Here is a 22,959-nt window from a genome sequence, read left to right on the forward strand (position 1 = left end):
CATCCTCCCGTCAGTGGGCCTCGGCCAGGTCCGCTGCCGGCTCGGCCGGTCGGGGCTCGTCCCGGTGACGGCGTCGGCGCAGGACACGGAGGGCGACGGCGGCGCCCGCGAGGAGGAGGACGGCGCCGGCGGCCGGCCAGGGGACGGCGAGGAACTCCGTACCGGCCTGCGCGCGCAGGTCCGGGTAGGCGGACGCGGCCTTGACGCGTACGTGCACCCAGTCGGACTGGGGGGCGTCCGGCCAGGGTTCGGTCAGTTCGATCCGCTGACCCGGGAGCAGCACCAGCTTGAGGTCGCGGGTCGGCCGGTCCAGCACCGTACGCCCGAACAGGCCCCGGGCGGAGACCGTCACCCGCGGCCGGACCACCACGTTGCCCCGGTTGACCAGGGAGTACGAGATCGTCGCGGAGGCGCTCCCGACCCAGGGCAGCGGCGGCGCGTGCCGCTCGACCCCGACGTCTTCCACGGACAGCCCCGGAGTCGCCTGCCCCGGCACCCGCACGTAGAGGCGGGCGCCCACCGAACGCTTCACCCCGACCTGCACCTTGCCGTCCTGGCGCACCCCCTCCACCGCGGTGTTCAGCGCCACGATCCCGCCGACGTGGTCACCCGGAGAGGCGTCCTCGGGGACCTTCAAAGTGAACGGGACGTCCTTGCGGCCCCTGGGCGGGACGGTGACCGTGGGCGCCGTCCCGGGTGCCAGGGTGATCCAGGCGCCGACGTCCTCGGGTTTCGTCTCCACCGGCAACAACGCGAAGGCGCCGCCGACCGGGGTGTTCACGGCGTCGGTGGCGAAGACCCGGAAGGTCAGCTCCCTGTCGGAGGAGTTCAGGATCGTCACGCTGTCGGTGACGGTGGTCCCGGCGGCGCCCTGGTGGAAGAAGTACGCCCGGTCCGTCATCGCCGCTCCGGGCGGCGGTGTCGGGAAGACCCCCCAGGTGCCGTTGTCGGCGGCGCCGGCGGTGGGCGCGCCGAAAAGGAGCGAGGCGACGGACAGCACCAGGGCGAGAAGGAGGCGATAGCGGGAAGGGGGGCGGGGGCGCATGTCGGTTCTCCAGTCACGCCACGACTACGGGCGGGGCACCGGGAGGGCGGCACGGAGCTCGGCCGCGCCACCCTCCCGGTGGTGGGTCAGGCGATCGAGAAGGTCACGACCGACTCGTAGGTGTCGGCGAACATGAACGGCGGGAGCTGGAGCATCGCCGCGCCGCCCACCGCGAACTCGCCGCCGGTCAGCTCGTCACCGGCGGCCGCCTGTGAGGCGATCTTCATCGGGGTGTCCGTGATCGCCCCGGGCGCACCGGCGGTGCAGGTGCTGGGGCTGTCCGGGTTGGTCACCGTGCAGGACGGCTGGATGCCGATCTGCGCCTTGGCCAGGGAGTGGCCCGTGGCCGAGTTCAGGAACGGTGTACGGGTCGCCGTGACGTCCCAGCCGAGCGAACCGCCTCGGAAGTCCTGCACGGTGGCCGCGTTGAACGCGCCGAACACTGACTGCGCCTTGCCGTTGATGGTGACCGCGCCGAAACTGACCGCCGGCTGACCGTCCTTCGGCCCGATGCCCAGAGGCCCGGGCAGCACCTCGACGTCGACGGGGTTCTTGACGCCCGCTTGGTCCTCGACGAACACGAACGACTTGTACGGGGAGACCGAGCCGTCGATCCTGACCGCGTCGGCCTTCTTGGTGACCGTCAGGCCGCAGGTCGCGGCGCCGGACGCGTCCGCCGTGCCGCTGCCGGTGTCACCCGTGGCAGCGCCCGCGAGGAGCGCGGAGCAGCTGACCGGACCCGCCGGGAAGTTGGCACCCGTCACGGCGACGGCCGTGCCCGCCTTGCCGCTGTTGGGCGTGACCTTGGTCGTCACCGGGTCCTTGGGCAGCGCCTCGACCGCGATCGAGCCGACGGGGGTGCTGGGGCGGGGGTCCGGCGTACAGGTCGTGGTGTAGACGGTGCCGCCGAGGTCGGCGTCCGTGACCACCTGGTCGATGGTGATCTGCAGCGTCGTGCCCTCGCTGCCGTCCGGGATGGTGACGGTCCCGCTGAAGGCGGGCGGGTCGGACTTCTTGCCGGCCTCTTGGTGGCTGGGGACGGCCGGGCCGGTGACCGTCTGGGCGACGCCGCCGACGAGGAGCTTCGCCTTGATGGTGTTGACCGTGTCGATGGTGAACATCGGGACCACCGGGGTCTCGCCCGGGTCGATGGTGATGGGCACGCTCTGACCGGCCTTCGCCGTGTCCGGCACCGTGATCGTGTAGTCCTGGGTGCCGTTGGCACCCGGCTGGGGAGCGGGGGCGACACACTTCACCGGCACCGGGGTGGTCTTGGTCGCGGCCTGGGCCGTCCCCGTCATGGCCACGACGCCGCCCGTCAGGGCCAGGGACAACGCGCCCGCCCCGGCCAGCACTCTTCGTCGGAACGTTGTACTCACTGGGTCGCGACTCCTTCGTCAGACGAACCCTCCCCCCACCCGCTGTGAGGGGGAGGCCGAGCCGGTGCGGAGGCCGACATTGACGCGTCGCGGTGATGAGAAGTCAATGACTTGCCTCTGGCCGAAGCGCCCAGACATTGATGTCCCATCAGGCCGGGTGAGGGCCGGGGTGAGGGCCGGGTGAGGACCGGTGGAAGCCGGGCGGTCCTCAGTGGGTGGTCGGGGTGTGCAGGAGGAGGTTCGGGGTGCCGGTGGGAAGGCCGGTGATCCGGTCGGGGACGGCGCTGAGCAGGAGGGCGCGGGTGACTTGGGCGGGCGTCTTCGGGGTGCCGTCCGCCAGGACGAGCGCGGCGACGCCGGCCGCGTGCGGGGCGGCCATGGAGGTGCCGGTGGCCCGGGCGAGGGCGGTGGCGGAGCCCTTCCAGGCCGAGGTGATTGCGACCCCGGGGGCGGAGAGGTCGACGCACCGTCCGTACGCGGAGAAGGCGGCGCGGTGGTCGTTGGTGTCCGTGGCACCGACGGTGACGGCCTCGGGGACGCGGGCGGGGGAGCCGGTGCAGGCGTCCTTGCCGGAGTTGCCGGCGGCCACGGTGAAGGTGATCCCGGCGGCGACGGCCCGGCTGACGGCCGCGTCGAGGGCGTGGCTGCGGGTGCCGCCCATGCTCATGTTGGCGATGGCGGGCGCGGCGGCGGTGGCGGTGAGGGGTGCGGAGTCGGCGACGGGGTCCTTGGGTGTGGGTGAGGTGGCGGCGGGGTCCTTGGGTGTGGGTGAGGTGGCGGCGGGGGGCGCCGGCGTGCTGGTGGTGGGCGCGAGCCAGGTGGCGGGTGTGGGGGTGGCGGGGGCGGGGTCCTCGGCTGTGCCCTTGGCCGCTGCCTCCTTGGCGGCCCCTGCCTCCTTGGCCGCCGCGGCCTTCGCCGCAGCCGCCTTGGCCGCCTTGGTGGCGTCCTTCACCATCCAGTCGATGCCGTTGACGAGGGACGACAGGCGTCCGCTGCCCCGGCAGTTGGCCACCTTCACCGAGACCAGCGAGACTCCCTTCGCCACCCCGTACGTCGCTCCGCCGATGGTCCCCGCCACGTGCGTACCGTGGCCGTTGCAGTCGTCGGAGCCCTCCAGCCACACGGTGTTGACACCGGCCCGCGCGCGGCCCCCGAACTCCTGGTGCGAAGTGTTGATCCCGGTGTCGACGACGTAGACGGTGACGCCCTCGCCCTTCGTGGCGTAGGTGTAGGAACCGTCGAGCGGGAGGTCGCGCTGGTCGATCCGGTCCAGGGACCAGGGAGCCGGCGACTGGGCGGTGTCCTCGATCCGGAACTCCGTGTCCGGCTCGACGGACGCCACCCGCGGGTCGGCGGCGAGCTCGGAGGCGCGGGCCGCGGTGGTGCGAACGGCGAAGCCGTTGAGGGCGGTGTCGTACACGGCCATGACCTCGTCGCCCGCCTCCGCCGCCTCCGTGGCCATGGCGCGGCCCGCGGCCAGGGCGCGGCCTGCGCCGTCCTTGAGGACCACGACGTAAGGGGCGGTGGGAGCTTCGGTGGCCGGGGCCGTGGACAGGGCGGCCGTCGCCAGGAGTGCGGTGGCCGGGAGCAGCGTGGTGAGTGCGGTCATGCGGCGATGCTCGGCCGGGTGGGGGGCGTCCGCGCGGGGGGTGCGCCGACTGGCCCCCGACACGCCGTCGCACGGGTTACGGGGCGTCAGGCGCGCCGGACGCCGGAGAGGCCGGTCGGCCGCGCATCGAGCGGACACCCACGTGGCGGGTGCCGGCGGAGGCGTACGCCGCGTCGGCGAGGGCCGGGGCGAGTCGTCTGCCGCTGCCGGGGCGCCGGCGGTCCTGGACCACCGTCAGCTGGCGGGGACACCTCTTGGCGAGCACCAGGTGCCGGCGCGGCCGGGAACCGAGTGGCCCACTCGTCCCGGGCGGGCGCAACGCATAGCACCGTGACGGCGCGGTCTTGGGCAACCGTACGGGCGGCCGAGGGGTCTCCATGGCGGCGGTTGAAGGGCGCCCGGCGGCTCGCAGGACACCGCTGTCCTCCTCGGCTCCGGCCCGGCACCGGACACAGCCGGTCGACGCCGGGTACGTGGCCCGAGGCCCCGCGGACGCGGTCCGTCGGCCCGATCGGGGATCGGGATTCGACCCCGAACCGGTCCGGGCGCGGCGGGTGCGGTGCGGTGCGGCCGGACATCGCCGCCCGCGCGATCGTTGGCCCCTGGTCCCGCAACGCTTCACCGCCCGGGCGGGCGGTGAATGTCCCGTGGAGCCGAGGCGGGCCGGGATCGCCCGGGGGTTCGGCGGCGGGCCCGTTCGCCACGGGGCCGGGGCGTTCCTTCACCGTCCGGCCCAGGGCGGTGACGGGCATGTGGTTACCGACTGGCCAGGGCCACGGCCGCCGCGTAGCCCGGCGGCGCCGTCAGGTCCCGCAGGGTCCACCCCGCCACCTGGGCGGGGGTCGGGCCCGAACCGACGTACGGCTCGGCCACACCCCGCGCGAGCCCCGCGCCCGTCGCCTTGAGGACGGCCTCCTTGCGCGCCCACAGACGGCCCAGCGCCACCGGTCGGTCCGCCTCGGCCAGCGCGGTGAGTTCCGCCGTCTCCGCCGGGTGCAGGGTGCTCAGCAGGTCCGTGACCACCGACGCGTCCGGAGTGGCCTCCACGTCCACCCCGACCGGCAGCGCGGCGAACGCCAGGTACGCCACTCCCGCGGTGTGCGACAGCGAGAAGTGCACCCCGCCGCCCGCCACCGCCGGGCGCCCGTGCGGACCGCCACAGCACGGGCACTCCTCGCGGATCAGCGAGACGTCCGCCGGATCCGTCCCGAGGTACCCGCCGAGCAACGCGCGCAGCCCCAGATGGGAGGCGAGGTAAACGTGCCGGTCGGCAGGCCGCACCAGCCGTCCGGCGCGCTCCCGCTCCGCCGCGTCGAGCACCGCCGCGGCCTCCTCGACCGCGTGCCCGGCCACCACGCTCCGCCCCGTTTCCAAGGTCCACACGATCACGGCCTCGCCCTCGGGCGGCGGGCCGACGCGTGGGCGGTCACCGTCGAGTTGGTTCACGTACACCGTCACCTGACGAGGGTAGACGAGACGATCATCGCCCTCTACGGCCCGGTTACGCTCCTACCAAGTTCACCGCGCCACCATTCCAGGGGGAACACCGTGCACAGTGCCGTCGTTACGCCGCGGGACGACCGCATCCGCTGGGTAGAACTGCCCGGGGAGGAGCCCTCGCGGGTGTACCTGCACGGGCTGGGCGCCACCTCGCCCGCCTACTTCGCGGCCGTAGCCGTGCACCCGCTGCTGACCGGACGCCGCTCGCTGTTCGTCGATCTGCTCGGCCACGGGCACAGCGACCGCCCCGAGGAGTTCCCCTACACCCTTGAGGCGCACGCCGACGCCCTCGCGAGCGCCCTCCACCAGGCCGGCGCCCATTGCGCCGAGGTGATCGCCCACAGCATGGGCGGTGCCGTGGCCGTCGTGTTGGCCGTACGCCACCCCGCGCTGGTCTCCCGCCTCGTCCTGGTCGACGCCAACCTGGACGCGTTGCGGCCGGACCGGCGCACGGTGGGCAGCGCCGGCATCGCCTCCTACACCGAGGAGGAGTTCCTTGCCGACGGCTGGGCCCGGATCGCCGACCGGGTGGGCCCCCACTGGTGGTCCACCATGCGGCTGACCGGCCCCACCGCCCTCTACCGCTCCGCCGTCCACTTGGCGGCGGGCACCACACCCGGCATCCGTGAACTCCTGTCCGCTCTGGAGATTCCGCGCACCTACCTGCTCCCCGAGGCGGACGGGCCCCTGCCCGGGGCCGACGAGCTCAAGGCCTCCGGCGTCACCGTCGTCCCGATCCCCGACTGCGGGCACAACATCATGCTGGACAACCCCGACGGCTTCGCCCGGGCCACCGCCGAGGCCCTTCGAGCCGCCTGACGGATCGGTGCGCCGTGCCCGCCGGCCCTGGTGGGTCGTGGGTCACCGCAGCGGCTGTCGCGAAGGACCCGCCTACCGCCGGCTGGACGCCCGCACCACCGGGGTCGACCGCTGCGGTATGAGGCCGCCCGGCGACGGCGTCCCATCGGTCCAGGCGTAGACCCGCTTGCCGCGCACCGCGACCTGGTACTGGTAGTGGTCCCGGCACTCGGGCCGCGCACCGTCCCGGGCGTCACCCGGCCACCACCGGGCGTTCAGCCCGGGTCCCCGGACCCGGTGGGGCGCCGTCCCGGCGGCGCACTGCGGGCCGTCCAGCGGGGTGGCGCCGAGCGTGAACCGGATCAGTCGGGCCTTGCCGTCGGTGCGCACCCGCACCCGTATGTCGGTGGCGTCCTTGGGTACCCAGCTCGGCAGGGCGAACGCCCGGTCCCCGCGCACCTGCGCGTCCTTCTGCACCGGCGCGTCCCCGCGCGCGGGCGCGTCGGCGGCGGTCGCGAAGTGCTTCCCCTTCTCCTTGAACACGCTCGCGTTGAAGGAGTCGGAAAGAGGGTTCGGCGGAAGGTGGGGCAGGGCGAGGGCGGCGGTGGTCAGGACTCCCGCTGTGGCGGCGACGATTACGAGCGGACGGCGGTTCATGACGACAAGTGTTCGCCTGGGGGGCCGCTCGCGCGTCCCTCCGCAGAACGAATCAAAAATCTGCCGGAAGTCTGACAGGACTCATACCTGAGAGCGGTGTGCGTCCGCCGGGCTGCCTCCGCCCCGCCGTGGAGCGCCCGTCCTCCGCCGCTCCGCGGCGCGTCATCGACACCCGCGCCATGCGAACGGGCCCGGTCAAGGCCCCGGAGCCCTACGTCGCCCCAACCACCCACACTCGCGACGGTGTTCCGCCGTCAAGCGTCCCGGTGTCATACCTGAGGCGTACGCACCCCGTCGTCGGCCCCCGACACCTGTGGGCTCGCGCCGCGTTAGAGGACCGTAACCACCGGCGTCGCCCCCCCGGAGGACCGCCTTGCGCCTCTTCGCCCCGTTCCTCGCCACCGCGGCGGCCGGTCTGCTGGCCGTCGTGCCTCCGTCGGACAAGCCACGGATCCTGAGTGACTGGACCCAGACCAGCGCCGCGAGTTACGACGCCTGGGCCGACGCGCGCGCCAACCGGCGCGACTGGGCGGCGTACGACTTCGACTGGACGACGGACTACTGCACCACTTCCCCGGACAACCCGTTCGGCTTCCCGTTCCGGATGGCCTGCGCCCGCCACGACTTCGGCTACCGCAACTACGGGGCGGCGGGTCTCTTCCGCGCCTACAAACCGCGCCTGGACGACGCCTTCCACTCCGACTTGAAGCGCGTGTGCGCCCACTACGCGGGGGCGCGCAAGGCCTCCTGCCTCAGCACCGCGTGGACCTACTACCAGGCCGTCAAGACGTTCGGCGTCGGCCCGACCACCGCCGCCCCGGGTGCCGCCGCCCCGACCACGACCACCGCCCCGACCACCACCGCCCCGACCGGCGGGGCCCTGACCACGGTCACCCCGTCCGCCCCCTGAGCCACCCCGGACGCGACAGCGTGCTGTGCCCCGCGAACCGGCGGACACAGCACACATCACCGCACTACATCGGTACTTCCCTACGCCAAGACCCCCAGGGTCAGGGGCGCTTCATCCCCTGCGGGGCGACCTTGGGGCTCGCGACCCCCTTGGGGCCCGCGGCCGGCCTCATGGCCGTCGCGGACTTCTTGCCCCGGAGCACCACCGGCGCCGGGGTAGTCGTCTGGAACCAGCCCTCGTCCCAGACGAACGTGTTGCTCTCGATGTCGCCGTGCGTCTGCCACACGGTCCCGCTCACCGTCACGGCCTTGACGTAGGCGTTGTTGCCCCGTGCCTCGATGGCGATGCCACAGACACCGGAGGGGTAGTTCGGGTTCGCCGGGTCGGTCGCCGTGGCCGTGGTGTTGGTGAGGTCCTGCCAGGCGATCGTCCCGCCCAGCGAGGTGGCCTTACCGACGTACGTCTTGCCGCCCGTGAGCACGGCCTGGAAATCTTCGCTGAGCGAGGGAGCGTAGGCGTCGATGTCGGAGCACGGGCCCGCCGGACCGACCGGTCCCGCAGGTCCCACGGGTCCCGCCGGCCCCGCCGCGCCCGCCGGTCCTGCGGGTCCCGCCGGTCCGGCCGCGCCCGCCGGGCCGGCCGGTCCCGCCGCGCCCGCAGGCCCTGCCGGTCCCGCCGCACCAGGCTCGCCGGCCGGTCCCGGCGGGCCGGCCGGTCCGGGGTCGCCCGTCGGCCCGGTGTCACCCGTCGGTCCGGGGGGACCCTCGGGACCGGTCGGTCCGGTCGGACCTTCGCACTTGTCCCCGTGGGCCGGGGTCTTGGCCGGCTGCGCGCCCGGCACCACCTTCTCCGGGCCCGGCTGCCCGAGTCGAGCCTGCCCGTTCTCCTCTTGCTGACCGCCGTCCTCCGGACGCCCGTCGTGGTGGTGGGGCCTTCCCTGGCAGTGGTCGTCGTCGCCACCCATCATCGGACCCGACAGGCGGATGTCGGTTGTGGTCACGGCGTGCGGCGCCATGGCGATCGCGGGACTCGCGATTCCCGTGAGCAGCAGGGCGAGCGACGCGACGACGCCGCCTTTCAGCCGGCTGCCGCGTTGGGGAAGGGGTCCGAGGTAGGACCGGTTCGTGGGCCCAGAACTCATTCGTGTGCTCCTTGTCGAGCAGGATCAGGTGTGATGCCGGAAGCGGATTTCACGCTTCCCCTGCCGTCATCGGAGCCGGGATGTGACGGCTTGAGGTTTTTGCCTGCCTATTAACGGATTGGCCTACAAGACGAGCCCCAACGGACGTGTGCTCCAGGCGAACCCGACCGTGTGCGTCGGCGTGCCGCCCGCCGACCCCTCGAAGCGGTCCATAAGGTCGCATGTCGCCAGGTCGCCCGGCCCGACCCGCACGAAATGGTGATGCCGTGAAGCCGTCCGTCTGCCTCTGCATGATCGTCAAGAACGAGTCGAAGGTGATCGGACGATGTCTCGCGTCCGTCCGTGACCTCGTCGACACCTGGGTCATCTCGGACACCGGTTCGACCGACGGAACCCAGGAGCTGATCCGCTCGGCGCTCCACGGCATCCCGGGCGAACTCCACGAGGAACCCTTCCGCGATTTCGGCCACAACCGGAGCCTGAACATCGCCCACGCCCTAGGCCGCGCGGACTACCTGCTCCTCTTGGACGCCGACCTGGTCATCCGGCGCGACGGCCCCCTCCCACCGCTGACGGCCGACGCCTACATGCTCCGCCACGAGGGTCCGACCGAGTACCGCATCAAGCGCCTGGTCCGGGGCGACCTCCCTTGGCGCTACCAGGGCGTCACCCACGAGTTCCTGACCGCCGACCAGGGCCATTCCCAGGAGAACCTGGACGCCCTCGTCATCGAGGACCACGGCGACGGCGGCTCCAAGCACGACAAGTTCGAACGCGATGAGAGGCTGCTGAGCGCCGAGCTGGTACGCGATCCCGACAACGCCCGTACCGTCTTCTACCTGGCCCAGACCATGCGCGACATGGGCCGCACGGACGAGGCGATCGCCCTCTACGAGCGGCGCGCGCGCCTCGGCGGCTGGGCCGAAGAGGTGTATTTCGCCCTGCTCCAATCCGGGATCCTACGGGCCGAATCCGGCGACTGGCCGTCCGCCATGGACGCCCTCTCACGCGCCTGGGAGACCCGCCCGGAGCGCCTCGAAGCCTGCTACGAACTGGTCACCCGCTTGCGCCGGATGGGCCGCTACCACTCGGCGCACGCGTTCGTCCGACCCGTGCTCGGCCGGCCCCGCCCGGACGACCTGCTCTTCACCCAGCCGTGGGTGTACCGCTGGGGGCTGCTGTTCGAGTACTCGATCACCGCCTACTGGGTGGGTGACCACGCCGCTTCGCTCGAAGCCTGCGACCGTCTGCTCGCCCTGCCGGACCTCCCCGAGGCCCATCGCGAGCAGACGCTCGTCAACCGTGAATTCGCCGTCAGTCGACTCGTCCCGATCCCCGAGCCCGCCGGGGCGACGACCTGAAGCGCGCCGCGCCCAGGAAGCGTTCGCTCCCGTCTCGCTCAGACGTACTCCGCCACGCTCGCGGCCTCGGGCTCTCGGACCCGGGCGTCCGGCACGAACGCCGGTTCCGTCTGCCACGTTTCGAGCGACCCGAGCATCGCGTCGGAGGGAGGAGCCCAACCGAAGGCGGCGCAGAGGACGTGCATGGCCAGGCGGGGCGGGACGGCGTTGCCGATCTGCTGGCCGACGTCGCGCCCCAGCCACGGGTAGTCCTTCGGGAAGGTCTGCAATCGGCCGGCTTCCGAGGGGGAGAACCGGTCTTCGCCACCGTCACGCCCCAGCACCCGATTGCGTGAGATCTTGCCCGTGACGGTGGCCGCCGGCTCCGAAGAGCTGCGCCGTCCACGCGCCTTGGGGTCTCCCCCCGTCCCGTAGTTCGACACCACGTGGAAGGGGGACTCGCGCTCCGGCAGCACTTCTCCCATGGTCCGCCACGGCCGCAAGGCGCTGTCGCCGGCGCTGCGGGGGAGGCCCTTGCGGTACGTACGGTGCGTCGGCGCGGGAAGCCTCACGTCCTCACCGCCCATCCGGGCGATGAGAACGGCTCTTCTGCGCGTCTGGGGAACGCCGTACGCCTCCGTCCGCAGGAGCCCGCAGTCGACGGAGTAACCCTCGCCCCGAAGGGCCTGCGCGTACGCCTCCCAGACCGGCAGCACCGCCGGAACCTGCTCCAGAACGATCGCGCGGTAGGGGGCGTCATGGACGTCGATCGCTTCGAGCGCCCACCGGAGAGGCTCCAGGACCAGGCCGGTTCGCTCGTCCTCCATCTTCGAGAGGTCTTTCGCGATCTCCTCGCGCTCCTCCCGGGCGACCATGCGCGCGACGAAGGCGAGCACGTCGTCCAGCGCCCTGCGGCCCGCCCCGCCGCCCGCGACGGTGAAGGTCTGGCACGGAGGCCCACCGGCCAGCACGTCCGCGTCGGGGAAGTGGGAGGGGCCGTAGCGCCGTACGTCCCCTTCCACCGTGACGAGGCCCGCGGCCCGGCGCGTCGTGCAGGCCGCGGAGTCCCATTCCACGCCCGCCGCGGCCACACCGAGCTTCGTGGCGGCCACGTCGAGTCCGCCGGGGCCCGCGAACAAGTCCACGATCTGGACCGGATGCACCTGATCTCCAGTGAGTTGATGGGGACGGCTGCCGGTGCTTGGACCGGCTCGGGGCGCGGTCTTCCAGGGCTCGGCAGCGCCCCAGGGTATCGCGCGCCCTATGGCGGCCCTTCCCCACGGACGTGTGAGGAGGATGCGATCGCGGCTCGGCCTCGTGGGCGACGAAACGCGTCTTCGGCCATCCGCGGACAGGGCTTCGGCGGAGCCGGCCGGGGTGGCCCGGGGGCCGGTGGCGCCCTGGTTGCCGGCGCGAGAGCCCTCCCCCGGGGGGAGGGCTTCGGGCGGTGTGGAAAGAGTGCCCCCGGCAGGACTCGAACCTGCGGCCAAGTGCTTAGAAGGCACCTGCTCTATCCACTGAGCTACGGGGGCCGGAAGGTGGCCGTGGTGGCCTGGAGCCCCTGGTTGGGGGTGGGACTGTGGTCCGTGCCGGGTCAAGGATAGGGCTCCGGTCGCCTTGTCCCGGTTGCTTCACCCGCGTGCCACGATGTGGAGGTTCGGTGAAGCGGTCCGATAATCGCAGGCAGGTGCGATTCTCGCATCGCTTTTGCGCCGCGGCGCCCCTGGGTGTTGTGCACTCGTTATGCCTGCGTCCCACTCGTCCGCCGTGTCCATGATGTCCCGCTGGAGTCGCGGTCGGCGCGCAGAGGGCGTATAAGCTTCAAAAATGGCCCCAAATTGGGCATTCTTCGCATGTGGTGACCTTGGATGTTCGGCCTCAGCTGCTCGATGCCCTGTCCGCCCTGCGCGACCGGGTCGCGTCCGTGCGTCTGCCGCTGCCCCTGCCCGGCGCCCCGCGCGCCCGTCAGACGAGAGCCGAGTTGCTGGCGCAGCTCGACGACTACCTCGTACCCCGGCTCAAGGCGCCCGAGGCGCCGCTCCTCGCCGTCGTCGGCGGGTCCACCGGGGCCGGTAAGTCCACTCTCGTCAACTCTCTCGTGGGCCGCCAGGTGAGTGAAGCCGGCGTCCTGCGCCCCACGACCCGCATCCCCGTGCTCGTCTGCCACCCGGACGACCACCACTGGTTCGCCGGCATGCGGGTCCTGCCCGACCTGACCCGCGTATGGGCGCCCCAGGACGAGGAGGACGTACGCCCCACACCCAGAAGGACGCATCCGCGCGGGCCCCTTCACATCACCCGCGAACTGAGGATCGAGACCGTCTCCACCCTGCCGCGCGGTCTCGCCCTGCTCGACGCCCCCGACATCGACTCCCTCGTCGTCGAGAACCGGACGCTCGCCGCCGAACTCATCTGCGCCGCCGATGTCTGGGTCATGGTCACCACCGCCTCCCGGTACGCCGACGCCGTCCCCTGGCACCTCCTGCGCACCGCCAAGCAGTACAAGGCCACCCTCGTCACCGTCCTCGACCGGGTCCCGCACCAGGTGCTCGCCGACGTCTCACGGCAGTACGGGGCCCTGCTCACTCGGGCAGGGCTCGGCGACGTTCCGCGTTTCACCGTCCCCGAGCTGCCCGAATCGGCCGGCGGGGGCGGGCTGCTGCCGGCCAGTGCCGTCGCGCCGCTGTTCGAGTGGCTCAGCCACCACGCCACGGACCCGGCCGCCCGCCAGTACGCCGTGGGGCGCACGGCGCTCGGCGCGCTCGACTCCCTCGGCCGCCGGATGCCGGAACTCGCCTCCGCCGTGGCCGCCCAGCACGCCGCCGCCGTACGGCTGACCGCGGCCGTCGAGGACGCGTACAAGCGCGAGGGCAGGCGGGTGCGCAACCGGCTCGACCGAGGGGCCGTACTCGCGGGTGACGCCCTGACCCGCTGGCGCGGCTACCCCCTCGACACGAGCGCCGACGAACTGCTCGACTCGCTGGCGGAATCCCTCGCCGCGCTGTTGCAGTGCGCCGTCGCCGCCGCGGACGAGCGGATCGCCGACGCCTGGCGGCGCGAACCCGCCGCCGCGGCCCTGCCCGTGCCGGCCCCCGACCGCGAGGCGGCGGAACGTATCGGCATGGCCGTACGCCGCTGGCGGCGGGTCCTGGAGGAACTCGCCGAGGAAGAGGTCGCGCAGCTCGACCGGCAGCCGCCGCCGGACCCCGACGGCGTCGCGGCCCTCCTCGTCTCCGCCCTCCTGGGCGGCAAACGGGCCCGGCCGGCCGGGGAGAAGCTCGCCGAGAGGATCGGCGCGCAGGCCGCCCTGCGCCTGCGCGACCGGGGCGGGGAACTCGTCGCCGAACACCTCGACCAGGTGCTGCGCGCCGAACGGGACCGCCGGCTCGCCCCGTTGGAAGCCCTCGAAGTGACCCCCGAACCACAGGCCGAGCTGATCGCCGCGTTGTCCGTACTGCAGAAGGAGAGGTGACACGGTGAGCGCCTTGACCGACCGCAGCGAGGAACGTTGGGACGACGGCTTCATCGCACGCTCGCGCCCCAAGCCCACCGGCGAGGGCCCGGAAGGCGACGACAGCGACGAAGCGCTCGTCCGGGCCGTCTCCGGAGCCGGCGGTGACGGCGGCAAGGTGCCCGCGCCCCCGATCAGCCCCGAGGCGCAGGCCCTGCGGACCCGTCTGGACGCGCTGCGCCAACTGGTCGGCCTGTCACGCACCCGCATCCTCGACGGCACCAGCCTCGCCGAGGCCGGTCGGGTGCTCGACGAGGCGGCGGCGCGGCGTGGACTGTCCCCCCAGCACACGGTCGTCGCGATCGCCGGAGCCACCGGAAGCGGCAAGTCCACTCTCTTCAACGCCCTCGCGGGAGTGCAGATCTCCGAGACGGGGCTGCGCCGCCCGACCACCGCCGCGCCGATCGCGTGCAGCTGGTCCGACGGGGCCGCCGGGCTGCTCGACCGGCTGGAGATCCCGGGACGGCTACGGCGCCGCCCCCGGGAGACCTCGGAGGCCGAGGCGCTGCGCGGGATGGTCCTCGTGGACCTGCCGGACCTGGACTCGGCGGTCGTCGCGCACCGCGAACACGTGGATCGGGTACTGGCGCTCGTCGACGCCGTCGTGTGGGTGGTGGACCCGGAGAAGTACGCCGACGCCGTGCTGCACGAGCGGTACCTGCGACCGCTGGCCGGGCACGCGGAGGTGACCTTCGTCGTACTGAACCAGGTGGACCGGCTGCCCGGGGAGGCCGCCGACCTGGTCCTGGACGACCTGCGACGGCTGCTCGACGAGGACGGCATGGCGCTCGGCGAGCACGGCGAGCCCGGCGCCACCGTCCTCGGGCTGTCCGCGCTGACCGGGGAGGGGGTCGGGGAACTGCGCGAGCTCCTCGGACAGTTCACCCAGGAGAAGGGCGCCGCGACGCGGCGGATCTCCGCCGATGTCGACAAGGCCGCGGCGCGCCTGCATCCGCTGTACGTCGCCGACGGACACTCGGGGCCCGAGATCGGGGAGGCGGCGCGCGCCGCCTTCGAGGACCGGCTCGCGGAGGCGGTCGGGGCGTACGCCGCGGGGCTCGCCGCCGAGCGGGCCTGGCGGCGCAACGCCGGCAAGGCGTGCGGGACGCCATGGCTGCGACTGTGGCGCTGGTACGAGAGCAGGCGCGCCCCGCGCACCCTGTCGGGGCTGGCCGCCCTCGCGGCGATCGGGCGTGCCCCGGGGGCCTTGGCGGCGCCGGCCGAGGAGGAGGTCACGGCCCGGCAGCGAGTGGAGCAGGCGGTGCGGATCGTCGCGGACGAGGCGGTCGTCGGGTTGCCCGATCCGTGGGCGCAGGCGGTACGCGAGACGGCGGTGCGCGGGGCCGAGCGACTGCCGGAGGCGCTGGACGAGATCGCGGTGACACTGGGCGCGGCCGTCGCCGTGCCCAAAACCAAACCGCCGCGGCCCAAGTGGTGGCCGGCGGCCGTACTGGCGCAGGCCGCCATGACACTGCTCCAGATCTTCGGCGGACTGTGGCTGACCGGGCAGATCATCGGTGTGCTGGAGCCGCGCCTGATGCCGCCGGTGCTGCTGATGATCGCGGGCATCGTCGGCGGGCCGCTCGTCGAATGGGCCTGCTCGATGGCGGCGCGCGGCCCGGCGCGCCGGTACGGGCAGGACGCGGAGCGACGGCTGCGGCAGGCGGCGGCCGGCTGCGGCCGGGCGCGGGTGCTGGAGCCGGTCGCGGCGGAGTTGCTGCGGTACCGGGAGGTGCGCGAGCAGTACGCGACGGTGGCGAGGTTGTCCACAACCCGTCAGTAATCCACAGGCCCGAGCGGGACGGGGAGCGGCGGGCCAGCATGGTCGTACCCCGTGCGGATGGTCCGGGCGGGGGGTGCGAGGCGGGGAGGGGAAACGGGGATGAACGACACCCTGGTGACGCTGGTGGGCCATGTGGCGACCCAGATCGACTTCAAGGAGACGCCCGCGGGTCCGTCGGCGAGGTTCCGGTTCGCGGTGACGCCGCGGTACTTCGACCGACGCAAAGAAGTGTGGGCCGACGGGTCCACCAGCTTCTACACGGTATGGGCACGGCGGGCGCTCGCGGTCCACCTGGCGAGTTCCGTTTCGGTGGGGGAACCGCTGGTGGTGCACGGGCGGTTGCGGGTCCGTGAGGGGCCGCCCGACGGGGAGGGCGCCCGCTGGTTCTCGGCGGACATCGACGCCGTCACCATCGGACACGACCTCAACCGCGGGACGGCGGCCTTCCGCCGGGTCGTCAGAACGGACGTCCCGCTGATGCCCCCTCAGAAGGCGCCGGTGGGCTGAATGTTCGAGGCGGCTAAGATCGCCCGGTACTCACGGGCACCTGGGCCTTCGGCCCGAAGGGGAAGACTGTGTCGATCGCTGTTCCCGCATCCTCCGTACCTGCTCCCGCCGCTGTTCCCGCTTCCGGCCCACCGCCGGTCCCGCCCGTCACCGGGGCCGATGGTGTTCCGCTCCTGCCCGACGGCCCTCCAGCGGTGCCTGACGGCCTTCCGGTTCTGCCTGACGGTCTGCCGGATCAGGTTCCGGTTACGGTCGCCGGGCGTGCTTCCCCAAGGGTCTGCGCGCGGCGTCCGCTGGCGGTGGCCCTGCTGGCCGCGGCCCTCGCCGCCGCGCCCGGAGCGCAGGCCGCGGCCGACTCCGGTTCGGCGTCGGACCGGGCGGCGCCGGGGGGCGCGAGCGCCGTGCTGGACGGGCTGAAGACGTACGGGCAGGCGGTCCTGCACGGCGGGGACGGCACGGTCCGGCGCATCCCGGCCGGGCTGTGCGAGATGCGCGTCGACGGCGGCGGCATGCTCCAGACGTACGGGGTCGGGGCGGCGGGCTACGCGCAGCCCGAGGCCCGGTACACCGAGAGCGGGTGGGGCGGGACTCCGCTCGCCGCCAACCAGGACGCGGGCCGGATCCGCTGGGTGCTGGAGCACTCCTACCCGCAGCTCAACGATCTGGCAGGGCTCGCCAAGGCGGCCGGAGCCGGTTCCCTCACCGCCGAGAGCGCGGCGGCCGGGACCCAGGTGGCGATCTGGCGGCTGGCCGACGGCTCGCAGGTCGAGGCGGCGGACCCGGAGACGGAGAAACTGGCCGACTACCTCCAGCGGGAAGCGGGCCGGCTGCCGGAGCCGCCCGCGTCGCTGGGACTGGAACCCGCCGAGGTGTCCGGTCCGGTCTCGGGGCCGACGGGCGCCCGGTTGGGGCCGATCACGGTGCGGACGGGCGCGCAGAGCGTGACGGTCGCCCCGGACGCGGCGGCCGTGGCCATGGGCGTGCGGGTGGTGGACGCCGAAGGGCGGCCGCTGACCACCGCCGGCAACGGGACCCGGCTCTACTTCGAGGTGCCCCCGGGCACACCGGACGGGCATGCCTCGGTCGTCGTCCGGGGCTCCACCAGGGTCCCCGTCGGACGGGCCTTCGCCAACGGCATCCCGGAGCAGACGCAGATCGTGGCCGGCTCCAGCGCCGTCGCGACGGCCGCCACCGGCACGGCCGTCTGGCCCGCGCCCGGGGCCGCGCCGATGGGCGGGGTGGCGGCGGTGCCGCTGTCCTCGCCGGACGGTCCCGCCGACCCGGAACGCCTCGCCACCAGCGGCAGCTCGGCGGCGACCCCGGTGATCGCCGCGCTCGCGGTCGGCCTGGTGGTGTTGGGCGGCATGGTGGTCCTGCTGCTGCGCAAGCGCCCGCTGGAGGACGAGCCGGGGGTGGGGGAAGACCTGTAGAAGAGGACCCGCCCCGCCGGCCTGGTCCGGCCCGGTCCTGGGTGGTTCGGGGTGTTTCGGGGTGGTTCGTCGAGGCGAGGCGAGGCGCGGCGTGGTGCGGTGCGCGGCGGGCCGGGCGGCCCCGGGCCACGGGCGGCGACGGGTCCGGGCGGGGCGGCGGGGCGGGCCGCGGCGCCGCAGCGGAGAGCCCCACGGGCGCCCGGGAGCTGCGAGGTCGGGAGCCCTGCCGCCGGGCGGCCATGCGGGTATCGCGTCCGGCGCCGGGCGGCGTGGACGCGCGTAGCCCGGGCACCGGGATGGTTGATTCGGATCACGCTCTCGGGGTAGGCGGTGGCAATGGCTGATCAGGAGCTGACCTGGCAAGGCGCGCTCGCGCGGTGGGACCGGCGGCTGTTCGACGCGGTGGCCCGAAGGCACTGGCCCGGGGCCGACAAGGTGTTGCCCCGCCTCGGGCGGGCCGCGAACCACGGCGTGCTGTGGGGCGGGGCCGCCGCGACCATCGCCGTGTTCGGCTCGACCCGGTCCAGGAAGGCCGCGGTGCGCGGCGCGGCCTCGCTCGCGCTGGCCTCTGCGACCATCAACACCGTCGGCAAGTGGTCGGTGCGCCGCGCCCGTCCGCTGCTGGACGGCGTCCCCGCCGTACGCCGACTGAACACCCAGCCCTGGACCACCTCGTTCCCGTCCGGCCACTCCGCCTCCGCCTTCGCGTTCACCACGGGGCTCGCCCTGGATGCCCCCGGATGGGGCGCGCTCCTCGCACCGGTGGCCGCCTCCGTGGCGTTCTCCCGGGTGTACACAGGCGTCCACTACCCCTCCGACGTGGTCGCGGGCGCCGCACTCGGTGTCGCCGCCGGGCTGGTCGTGCGCCGGCTCGCGCGGGACGTGGAGGAGGCGCGGGTCGTGCCCGGCGACGAACGGAAGGTGGTCGGGGCGCCCGCCCTGCCCGACGGGGAGGGGCTCACCGTCGTGGTGAACACCGACTCGGGCACGGCCGCGCGCGCCGGGCTGGACTCCGTATTGGACCGGCTGCCCAAGGCGGAACTGGTCGAGTGCGCGGCCTCCGACCTGCCCGCGGAACTCGCCGCGGCGGCCTCCCGCGCCACGGTGCTCGGAATCTGCGGCGGTGACGGCACGATCAACGCCGCCGCCACGGCCGCCCTGCGCGCAGGGAAGCCCCTGGCGGTGTTCCCCGGTGGCACCCTCAACCACTTCGTCCTCGACCTCGGGCTTGCCGGCGCCGAGGACACCTGCCGGGCCCTGGCCGCCGGGCACGCGGTCCGCGTCGGTGTCGGCCGCTTCACCCCCGGCCCGCACCCCGCCCCGCGGTCCCACCGTTCCGAGGACATCCCCGACGAGGGCCCCGATGGCCGCCCCGACGAGGGCCCCGCCGAATCCGGCTACTTCCTGAACACCTTCAGCATCGGCGCCTACCCCGAGCTGCTACGGCACCGGCTGCGCTGGGCGCCCCGGATCGGCGGCGGGCCCGCCGCCCTGCTCGCGGCCTGGCGGGTGCTGCGCGCCGAGCACCCCGTGGCGCTGCGCCTGGCCGGCCGGCCCCGTAAGGTCTGGCTGCTCTTCGCGGGCAACGGCACCTACCACGGCACCGGCCCCACCCCCCGACGCCGCGACGGCCTCGGCGAGGGGCTGCTCGACGTACGGATGGTCTACGGCGGCGGCCGCCCCGGCCCCCGCCTCCTCGCCGCCGCCTTCGCCGGCCCCCTCACCCGTTCCCCCGTCCACGCCGCGACGAAGCTGCGCAGCCTGCGCGTCGGCGACATCCCCGAGGGAACGCCCCTGGCCTACGACGGCGAGTACGCGCACGCCCCCTCCGCCCTCGTCCTCGACGCGCTGCCCCACGCCCTCACCGTCTACCGCCCCCACTGAGGTCCCCGCCGCGCCCCGTTCAGCCGGCCGGGTCCGCCGGCGGCGCGGCCACGCCCAGGTCGGACCGCATGGCGCCGCGCATGACCACCCACTGCTCGTTGGCCCGTAGGAGGCCGGTCCGCATCTCCTCGAACGACCCGTCGGACTTCATGAGTTCGATGCGGTATCGGCGGTAGCCGGAGTTCGAGGTCACGTAGCACGCCCGCCGTTTGTCCGACTCGGCTGCCCGCTGCTCGCGGGCCCACTGGGTGGCCGCCGCGCGTTCCTGACGTTCGAAGCGGTGGGACTCGGCGCGTGCGACGAGCCGCTGGGACAGGACGGGCGCGATGAGGGTGCCCGCCACCGCGATCGACGTGCCGGCGAGCGCCACCAAGGCGTTGTCCACGTTTCCTCCTCCACCCCAGCTCAGGGGGGTCTGAACCTACCCATTCGCCCCGGGCTATGGACGACTGGCAAGATGGGGTGTATCTGCCCACCATCGATCTGCCGGACGGTTTCTCTTGGCTGAGTTCATCTACACCATGCGCAAGACGCGCAAGGCGCACGGCGACAAGGTGATCCTCGACGACGTCTTCCTGAACTTCCTGCCGGGGGCGAAGATCGGCGTGGTCGGCCCGAACGGCGCCGGTAAGTCCACCGTCCTGAAGATCATGGCGGGCATCGAGCAGCCGTCCAACGGCGAGGCCTACCTCTCGCCCGGTTACAGCGTCGGCATCCTCATGCAGGAGCCCAAGCTCGACGAATCCAAGACGGTCCTGGAGAACGTCGAGGACGGCGTCGCCGAGATCAAGGGCAAGCTCAACCGGTTCAACGCGATCGCCGAGGAAATGGCGACGAACTACACCGACGAGCTGATGGAGGAGATGGGCAAGCTCCAGGACGACCTGGACCACGCCAACGCGTGGGACCTCGACGCCCAGCTGGAGCAGGCCATGGACGCGCTGGGCTGCCCGCCCGGCGACTGGCCGGTCATCAACCTCTCCGGCGGTGAGAAGCGCCGCGTGGCCCTCTGCAAGCTGCTGCTGGAGGCCCCCGACCTGCTGCTCCTCGACGAGCCCACCAACCACCTCGACGCCGAGTCCGTGAACTGGCTGGAGCAGCACCTCTCGAAGTACGCGGGTTGCGTCATCGCCGTGACCCACGACCGGTACTTCCTGAACAACGTCGCCGAGTGGATCCTCGAACTCGACCGCGGCCGTGCCATCGCCTACGAGGGCAACTACTCCACGTACCTGGAGAAGAAGGCCGCCCGCCTCAAGGTCGAGGGCCGCAAGGACGAGAAGCGCCAGAAGCGCCTCAAGGAAGAGCTGGAGTGGGTGCGGTCCAACGCCAAGGGGCGTCAGACCAAGTCCAAGGCTCGACTCGCCCGCTACGAGGAAATGGCGGCCGAGGCGGACAAGATGCGCAAGCTGGACTTCGAGGAGATCCAGATCCCGCCGGGCCCGCGTCTGGGCTCGATCGTGGTCGAGGTCAACAACCTCTCCAAGGCGTTCGGCGACAAGGTCCTCATCGACGACCTGTCCTTCACGCTGCCCCGCAACGGCATCGTCGGCATCATCGGACCGAACGGCGCCGGCAAGACCACGCTCTTCAAGATGATCCAGGGCCTGGAGACGCCGGACTCCGGCAACATCAAGGTCGGCGAGACCGTCAAGATCTCGTACGTCGACCAGAGCCGCGCCAACATCGACCCCAAGAAGACCCTCTGGGCGGTCGTGTCGGACGAGCTGGACTACATCAACGTCGGCCAGGTCGAGATGCCGTCCCGCGCGTACGTCAGCGCCTTCGGCTTCAAGGGCCCGGACCAGCAGAAGCCGGCCGGCGTGCTGTCCGGCGGTGAGCGCAACCGCCTGAACCTGGCGCTGACCCTCAAGGAGGGCGGCAACCTGCTCCTCCTCGACGAGCCCACCAACGACCTCGACGTCGAGACCCTGTCTTCGCTCGAGAACGCGCTGCTGGAGTTCCCCGGTGCGGCCGTGGTCATCTCCCACGACCGCTGGTTCCTCGACCGCGTCGCCACGCACATCCTGGCGTACGAGGGCGAGTCCACGTGGTACTGGTTCGAGGGCAACTTCGAGTCGTACGAGAAGAACAAGATCGAGCGTCTCGGCCCGGACGCGGCCCGTCCGCACCGCGCCACCTACAAGAAGCTGACCCGAGGCTGAGGTCCTAGGTCATGGCCAGACACCACTACCGGTGCCCGCTGCGCTGGGCGGACATGGATGCCTTCGGGCACGTCAACAACGTCGTCTTCCTCCGCTACCTGGAGGAGGCGCGCATCGACTTCATGTTCCGCTTGGCGCCGGGGGAGGGCAGCGAGTCCTTCACGGGCGGCTCCGTCGTCGCCCGGCACGAGATCGACTACAAGCTGCCCCTCGTGCACCGGCACGAGCCGGTCCTCATCGAGAGCTGGGTGACCCGGATCGGCGCCGCGTCCCTGACCATCCGCTACGAGGTCAAGGACGAGGCGACCGAGGACGCGCCCGAGACGGTCTACGTGCGCGCCGAGACCGTGGTCGTGCCCTTCAACCTCGCCGAGGGGCGGCCCCGCCGCATCACGGCCGAGGAGAGGCGCTTCCTCGAGGAGTACCTCGACGAGCCCGTGGCGGCCGGGGCCCCGAAGCACCGTGAAGGACGCGTCGCGGCATGAGTGAGCAGTTGCGCCTCGCCGATTCCGGGGAGGCGGCGGACCTCGCCGCCTTCCTGGGCCGGCTGGTGCACTACGACCGCGCCGCCGCCGTCCGCCTGCAAGCCAGGACCGACGGCGGCGCGCTCGCCGTCTTCGGGCGGCCCCCGTCCTTCGACGTCCTGGCCGTCCGCACCGTGCGGCTCGCCGTACCCGTCGGCAGGCCGCTGGACCTGACGGTGTCCGCCGGGGAGCTGCTGGAGTCCGTGGACGAGGCCGCCGCCGGCGCCGTCGTGCCCCGGCCCGTGACGGGACCGCCGTGGGCCGGTGTGCTGCCGCCGCGCGGCGGCTGGGAGCAGGTGCCCGGGCTGCCCGGCGCCGAGACGATGCGGGCCGCCGTGGCCGGAGCCGTCGCGGAGTTCCGCTCCCGTGACGCGGCGCTGCCCCCGCAGCACCGGACCCGGTCCGAACGCGACCGGATCGGCCGCGACATCTGGTCCCGGACCCTGGGCGACACCGAACTGCCGCTGCGCGCCGTCCACGCGGCGCAGTCCCTCGGCTTCCTGCGGCCGGTCCGTACCACCGTCCCGGCCCGGGCGTCCCACGAGCGGCCCGAGCCGGTGGCGCTGTTCACCTCCGGGGGCTGGCTGCGGCTGAGCACCCCGTACGGGTCGGTCGCCATGCGGCGCCCCGGACGGACCGAGGGGATCGGCGCCCTGCTCGTCCGGCCCGTGTGAGCCCCTGGGCCGAGCCGCACCGACCGCCGGGTGATCCGCACCGGGTGATCCACGCCGAGTGCTTCACGCGGTGGTGACGGCGCCGGATCGGTCACGCCGTGT

At 73.1% G+C, this 22,959-nt stretch carries 18 protein-coding genes, 1 tRNA gene and 1 pseudogene; 11 read left to right on the top strand and 9 right to left on the bottom strand.

Annotated elements, in window-relative coordinates:
- Nucleotides 1-10 precede the first annotated feature (10 nt).
- From ACV7NM_RS20860 to ACV7NM_RS20875, 4 genes are all read right to left on the bottom strand, one after another.
- Entirely contained in the window at nt 11-1,045 is a 1,035-nt protein-coding gene (locus tag ACV7NM_RS20860) for a WxL protein peptidoglycan domain-containing protein (protein ID WP_463411687.1), read from the bottom strand.
- Nucleotides 1,046-1,131: 86 nt separating this feature from the next.
- Nucleotides 1,132-2,424 carry a hypothetical protein gene (locus ACV7NM_RS20865; RefSeq protein ID WP_463411688.1) on the bottom strand — a complete coding sequence of 431 codons (1,293 nt, stop codon included), beginning with the start codon at nt 2,422-2,424 and terminating at the stop codon, nt 1,132-1,134.
- A gap of 208 nt (nt 2,425-2,632) precedes the next feature.
- Nucleotides 2,633-4,033, bottom strand: a complete 1,401-nt coding sequence (locus ACV7NM_RS20870; protein WP_463411689.1) for a S8 family peptidase — start codon at nt 4,031-4,033, stop codon at nt 2,633-2,635.
- Nucleotides 4,034-4,789: 756 nt separating this feature from the next.
- Nucleotides 4,790-5,491, bottom strand: a complete 702-nt coding sequence (locus tag ACV7NM_RS20875; RefSeq protein WP_463411690.1) for a 4'-phosphopantetheinyl transferase family protein — start codon at nt 5,489-5,491, stop codon at nt 4,790-4,792.
- Nucleotides 5,492-5,581: 90 nt separating this feature from the next.
- On the opposite strand from ACV7NM_RS20875, the gene ACV7NM_RS20880 reads away from it, so the two are divergent.
- Entirely contained in the window at nt 5,582-6,352 is a 771-nt protein-coding gene (locus tag ACV7NM_RS20880) for an alpha/beta fold hydrolase (RefSeq protein ID WP_463411691.1), read from the top strand.
- 72 nt (nt 6,353-6,424) lie between these two features.
- Here ACV7NM_RS20880 and ACV7NM_RS20885 read toward each other — a convergent pair whose 3' ends face one another.
- Complete coding sequence (locus ACV7NM_RS20885) at nt 6,425-6,988, bottom strand: hypothetical protein (protein WP_463411692.1); 564 nt, start codon at nt 6,986-6,988, stop codon at nt 6,425-6,427.
- A gap of 373 nt (nt 6,989-7,361) precedes the next feature.
- Between ACV7NM_RS20885 and ACV7NM_RS20890 the strand changes: the two are divergent.
- Nucleotides 7,362-7,793, top strand: a pseudogene (locus tag ACV7NM_RS20890) (phospholipase); the annotation flags it as partial.
- 205 nt (nt 7,794-7,998) lie between these two features.
- On the opposite strand, the gene ACV7NM_RS20895 reads toward ACV7NM_RS20890, so the two are convergent.
- Nucleotides 7,999-9,039, bottom strand: coding sequence for a hypothetical protein (locus tag ACV7NM_RS20895; RefSeq protein WP_463411693.1), 1,041 nt, complete (start codon nt 9,037-9,039; stop codon nt 7,999-8,001).
- Between the two features lie 266 nt (nt 9,040-9,305).
- Between ACV7NM_RS20895 and ACV7NM_RS20900 the strand changes: the two genes are divergently transcribed.
- On the top strand, nt 9,306-10,400 hold the full coding sequence (locus ACV7NM_RS20900; RefSeq protein ID WP_463411694.1) for a glycosyltransferase: 1,095 nt from the start codon (nt 9,306-9,308) through the stop codon (nt 10,398-10,400).
- Between the two features lie 38 nt (nt 10,401-10,438).
- Here the strand turns inward: ACV7NM_RS20900 and ACV7NM_RS20905 are convergent, their stop codons facing one another.
- Both ACV7NM_RS20905 and ACV7NM_RS20910 read right to left on the bottom strand, forming a co-directional pair.
- On the bottom strand, nt 10,439-11,542 hold the full coding sequence (locus tag ACV7NM_RS20905; protein ID WP_463411695.1) for a DNA cytosine methyltransferase: 1,104 nt from the start codon (nt 11,540-11,542) through the stop codon (nt 10,439-10,441).
- Nucleotides 11,543-11,838: 296 nt separating this feature from the next.
- Nucleotides 11,839-11,911, bottom strand: a tRNA-Arg gene (locus ACV7NM_RS20910).
- A 332-nt stretch (nt 11,912-12,243) separates the two neighbouring features.
- Between ACV7NM_RS20910 and ACV7NM_RS20915 the strand changes: the two genes are divergently transcribed.
- From ACV7NM_RS20915 to ACV7NM_RS20935, 5 genes are all read left to right on the top strand, one after another.
- Nucleotides 12,244-13,851, top strand: a complete 1,608-nt coding sequence (locus ACV7NM_RS20915) for a dynamin family protein (protein WP_463414010.1) — start codon at nt 12,244-12,246, stop codon at nt 13,849-13,851.
- 4 nt (nt 13,852-13,855) lie between these two features.
- On the top strand, nt 13,856-15,673 hold the full coding sequence (locus ACV7NM_RS20920; RefSeq protein WP_463411696.1) for a YfjP family GTPase: 1,818 nt from the start codon (nt 13,856-13,858) through the stop codon (nt 15,671-15,673).
- A 99-nt stretch (nt 15,674-15,772) separates the two neighbouring features.
- Nucleotides 15,773-16,180, top strand: coding sequence for a single-stranded DNA-binding protein (locus tag ACV7NM_RS20925; RefSeq protein ID WP_463411697.1), 408 nt, complete (start codon nt 15,773-15,775; stop codon nt 16,178-16,180).
- A 299-nt stretch (nt 16,181-16,479) separates the two neighbouring features.
- Nucleotides 16,480-17,610: a TQXA domain-containing protein gene (locus ACV7NM_RS20930; RefSeq protein ID WP_463411698.1), complete on the top strand. Its 1,131-nt coding sequence runs from the start codon at nt 16,480-16,482 to the stop codon at nt 17,608-17,610.
- Between the two features lie 336 nt (nt 17,611-17,946).
- Complete coding sequence (locus tag ACV7NM_RS20935) at nt 17,947-19,494, top strand: phosphatase PAP2 family protein (RefSeq protein WP_463411699.1); 1,548 nt, start codon at nt 17,947-17,949, stop codon at nt 19,492-19,494.
- A 19-nt stretch (nt 19,495-19,513) separates the two neighbouring features.
- Here ACV7NM_RS20935 and ACV7NM_RS20940 read toward each other — a convergent pair whose 3' ends face one another.
- Entirely contained in the window at nt 19,514-19,879 is a 366-nt protein-coding gene (locus tag ACV7NM_RS20940; protein WP_463411700.1) for a hypothetical protein, read from the bottom strand.
- 115 nt (nt 19,880-19,994) lie between these two features.
- Between ACV7NM_RS20940 and ettA the strand changes: the two genes are divergently transcribed.
- From ettA to ACV7NM_RS20955, 3 genes are read left to right on the top strand one after another with little or no spacing between them, the layout of a single operon-like run.
- The gene (gene ettA / locus ACV7NM_RS20945) at nt 19,995-21,659 is read left to right on the top strand and encodes an energy-dependent translational throttle protein EttA (protein ID WP_463411701.1); all 1,665 of its coding nucleotides are present in this window, start codon (nt 19,995-19,997) and stop codon (nt 21,657-21,659) included.
- 11 nt (nt 21,660-21,670) lie between these two features.
- Complete coding sequence (locus ACV7NM_RS20950; protein WP_463411702.1) at nt 21,671-22,144, top strand: acyl-CoA thioesterase; 474 nt, start codon at nt 21,671-21,673, stop codon at nt 22,142-22,144.
- The gene (locus ACV7NM_RS20955) at nt 22,141-22,857 is read left to right on the top strand and encodes a hypothetical protein (RefSeq protein WP_463411703.1); all 717 of its coding nucleotides are present in this window, start codon (nt 22,141-22,143) and stop codon (nt 22,855-22,857) included. Before ACV7NM_RS20950 ends, ACV7NM_RS20955 begins: the two co-directional genes overlap by 4 nt.
- Nucleotides 22,858-22,959 lie beyond the last annotated feature (102 nt).

The organism is Streptomyces sp. Tek67B01, assembly GCF_055231995.1.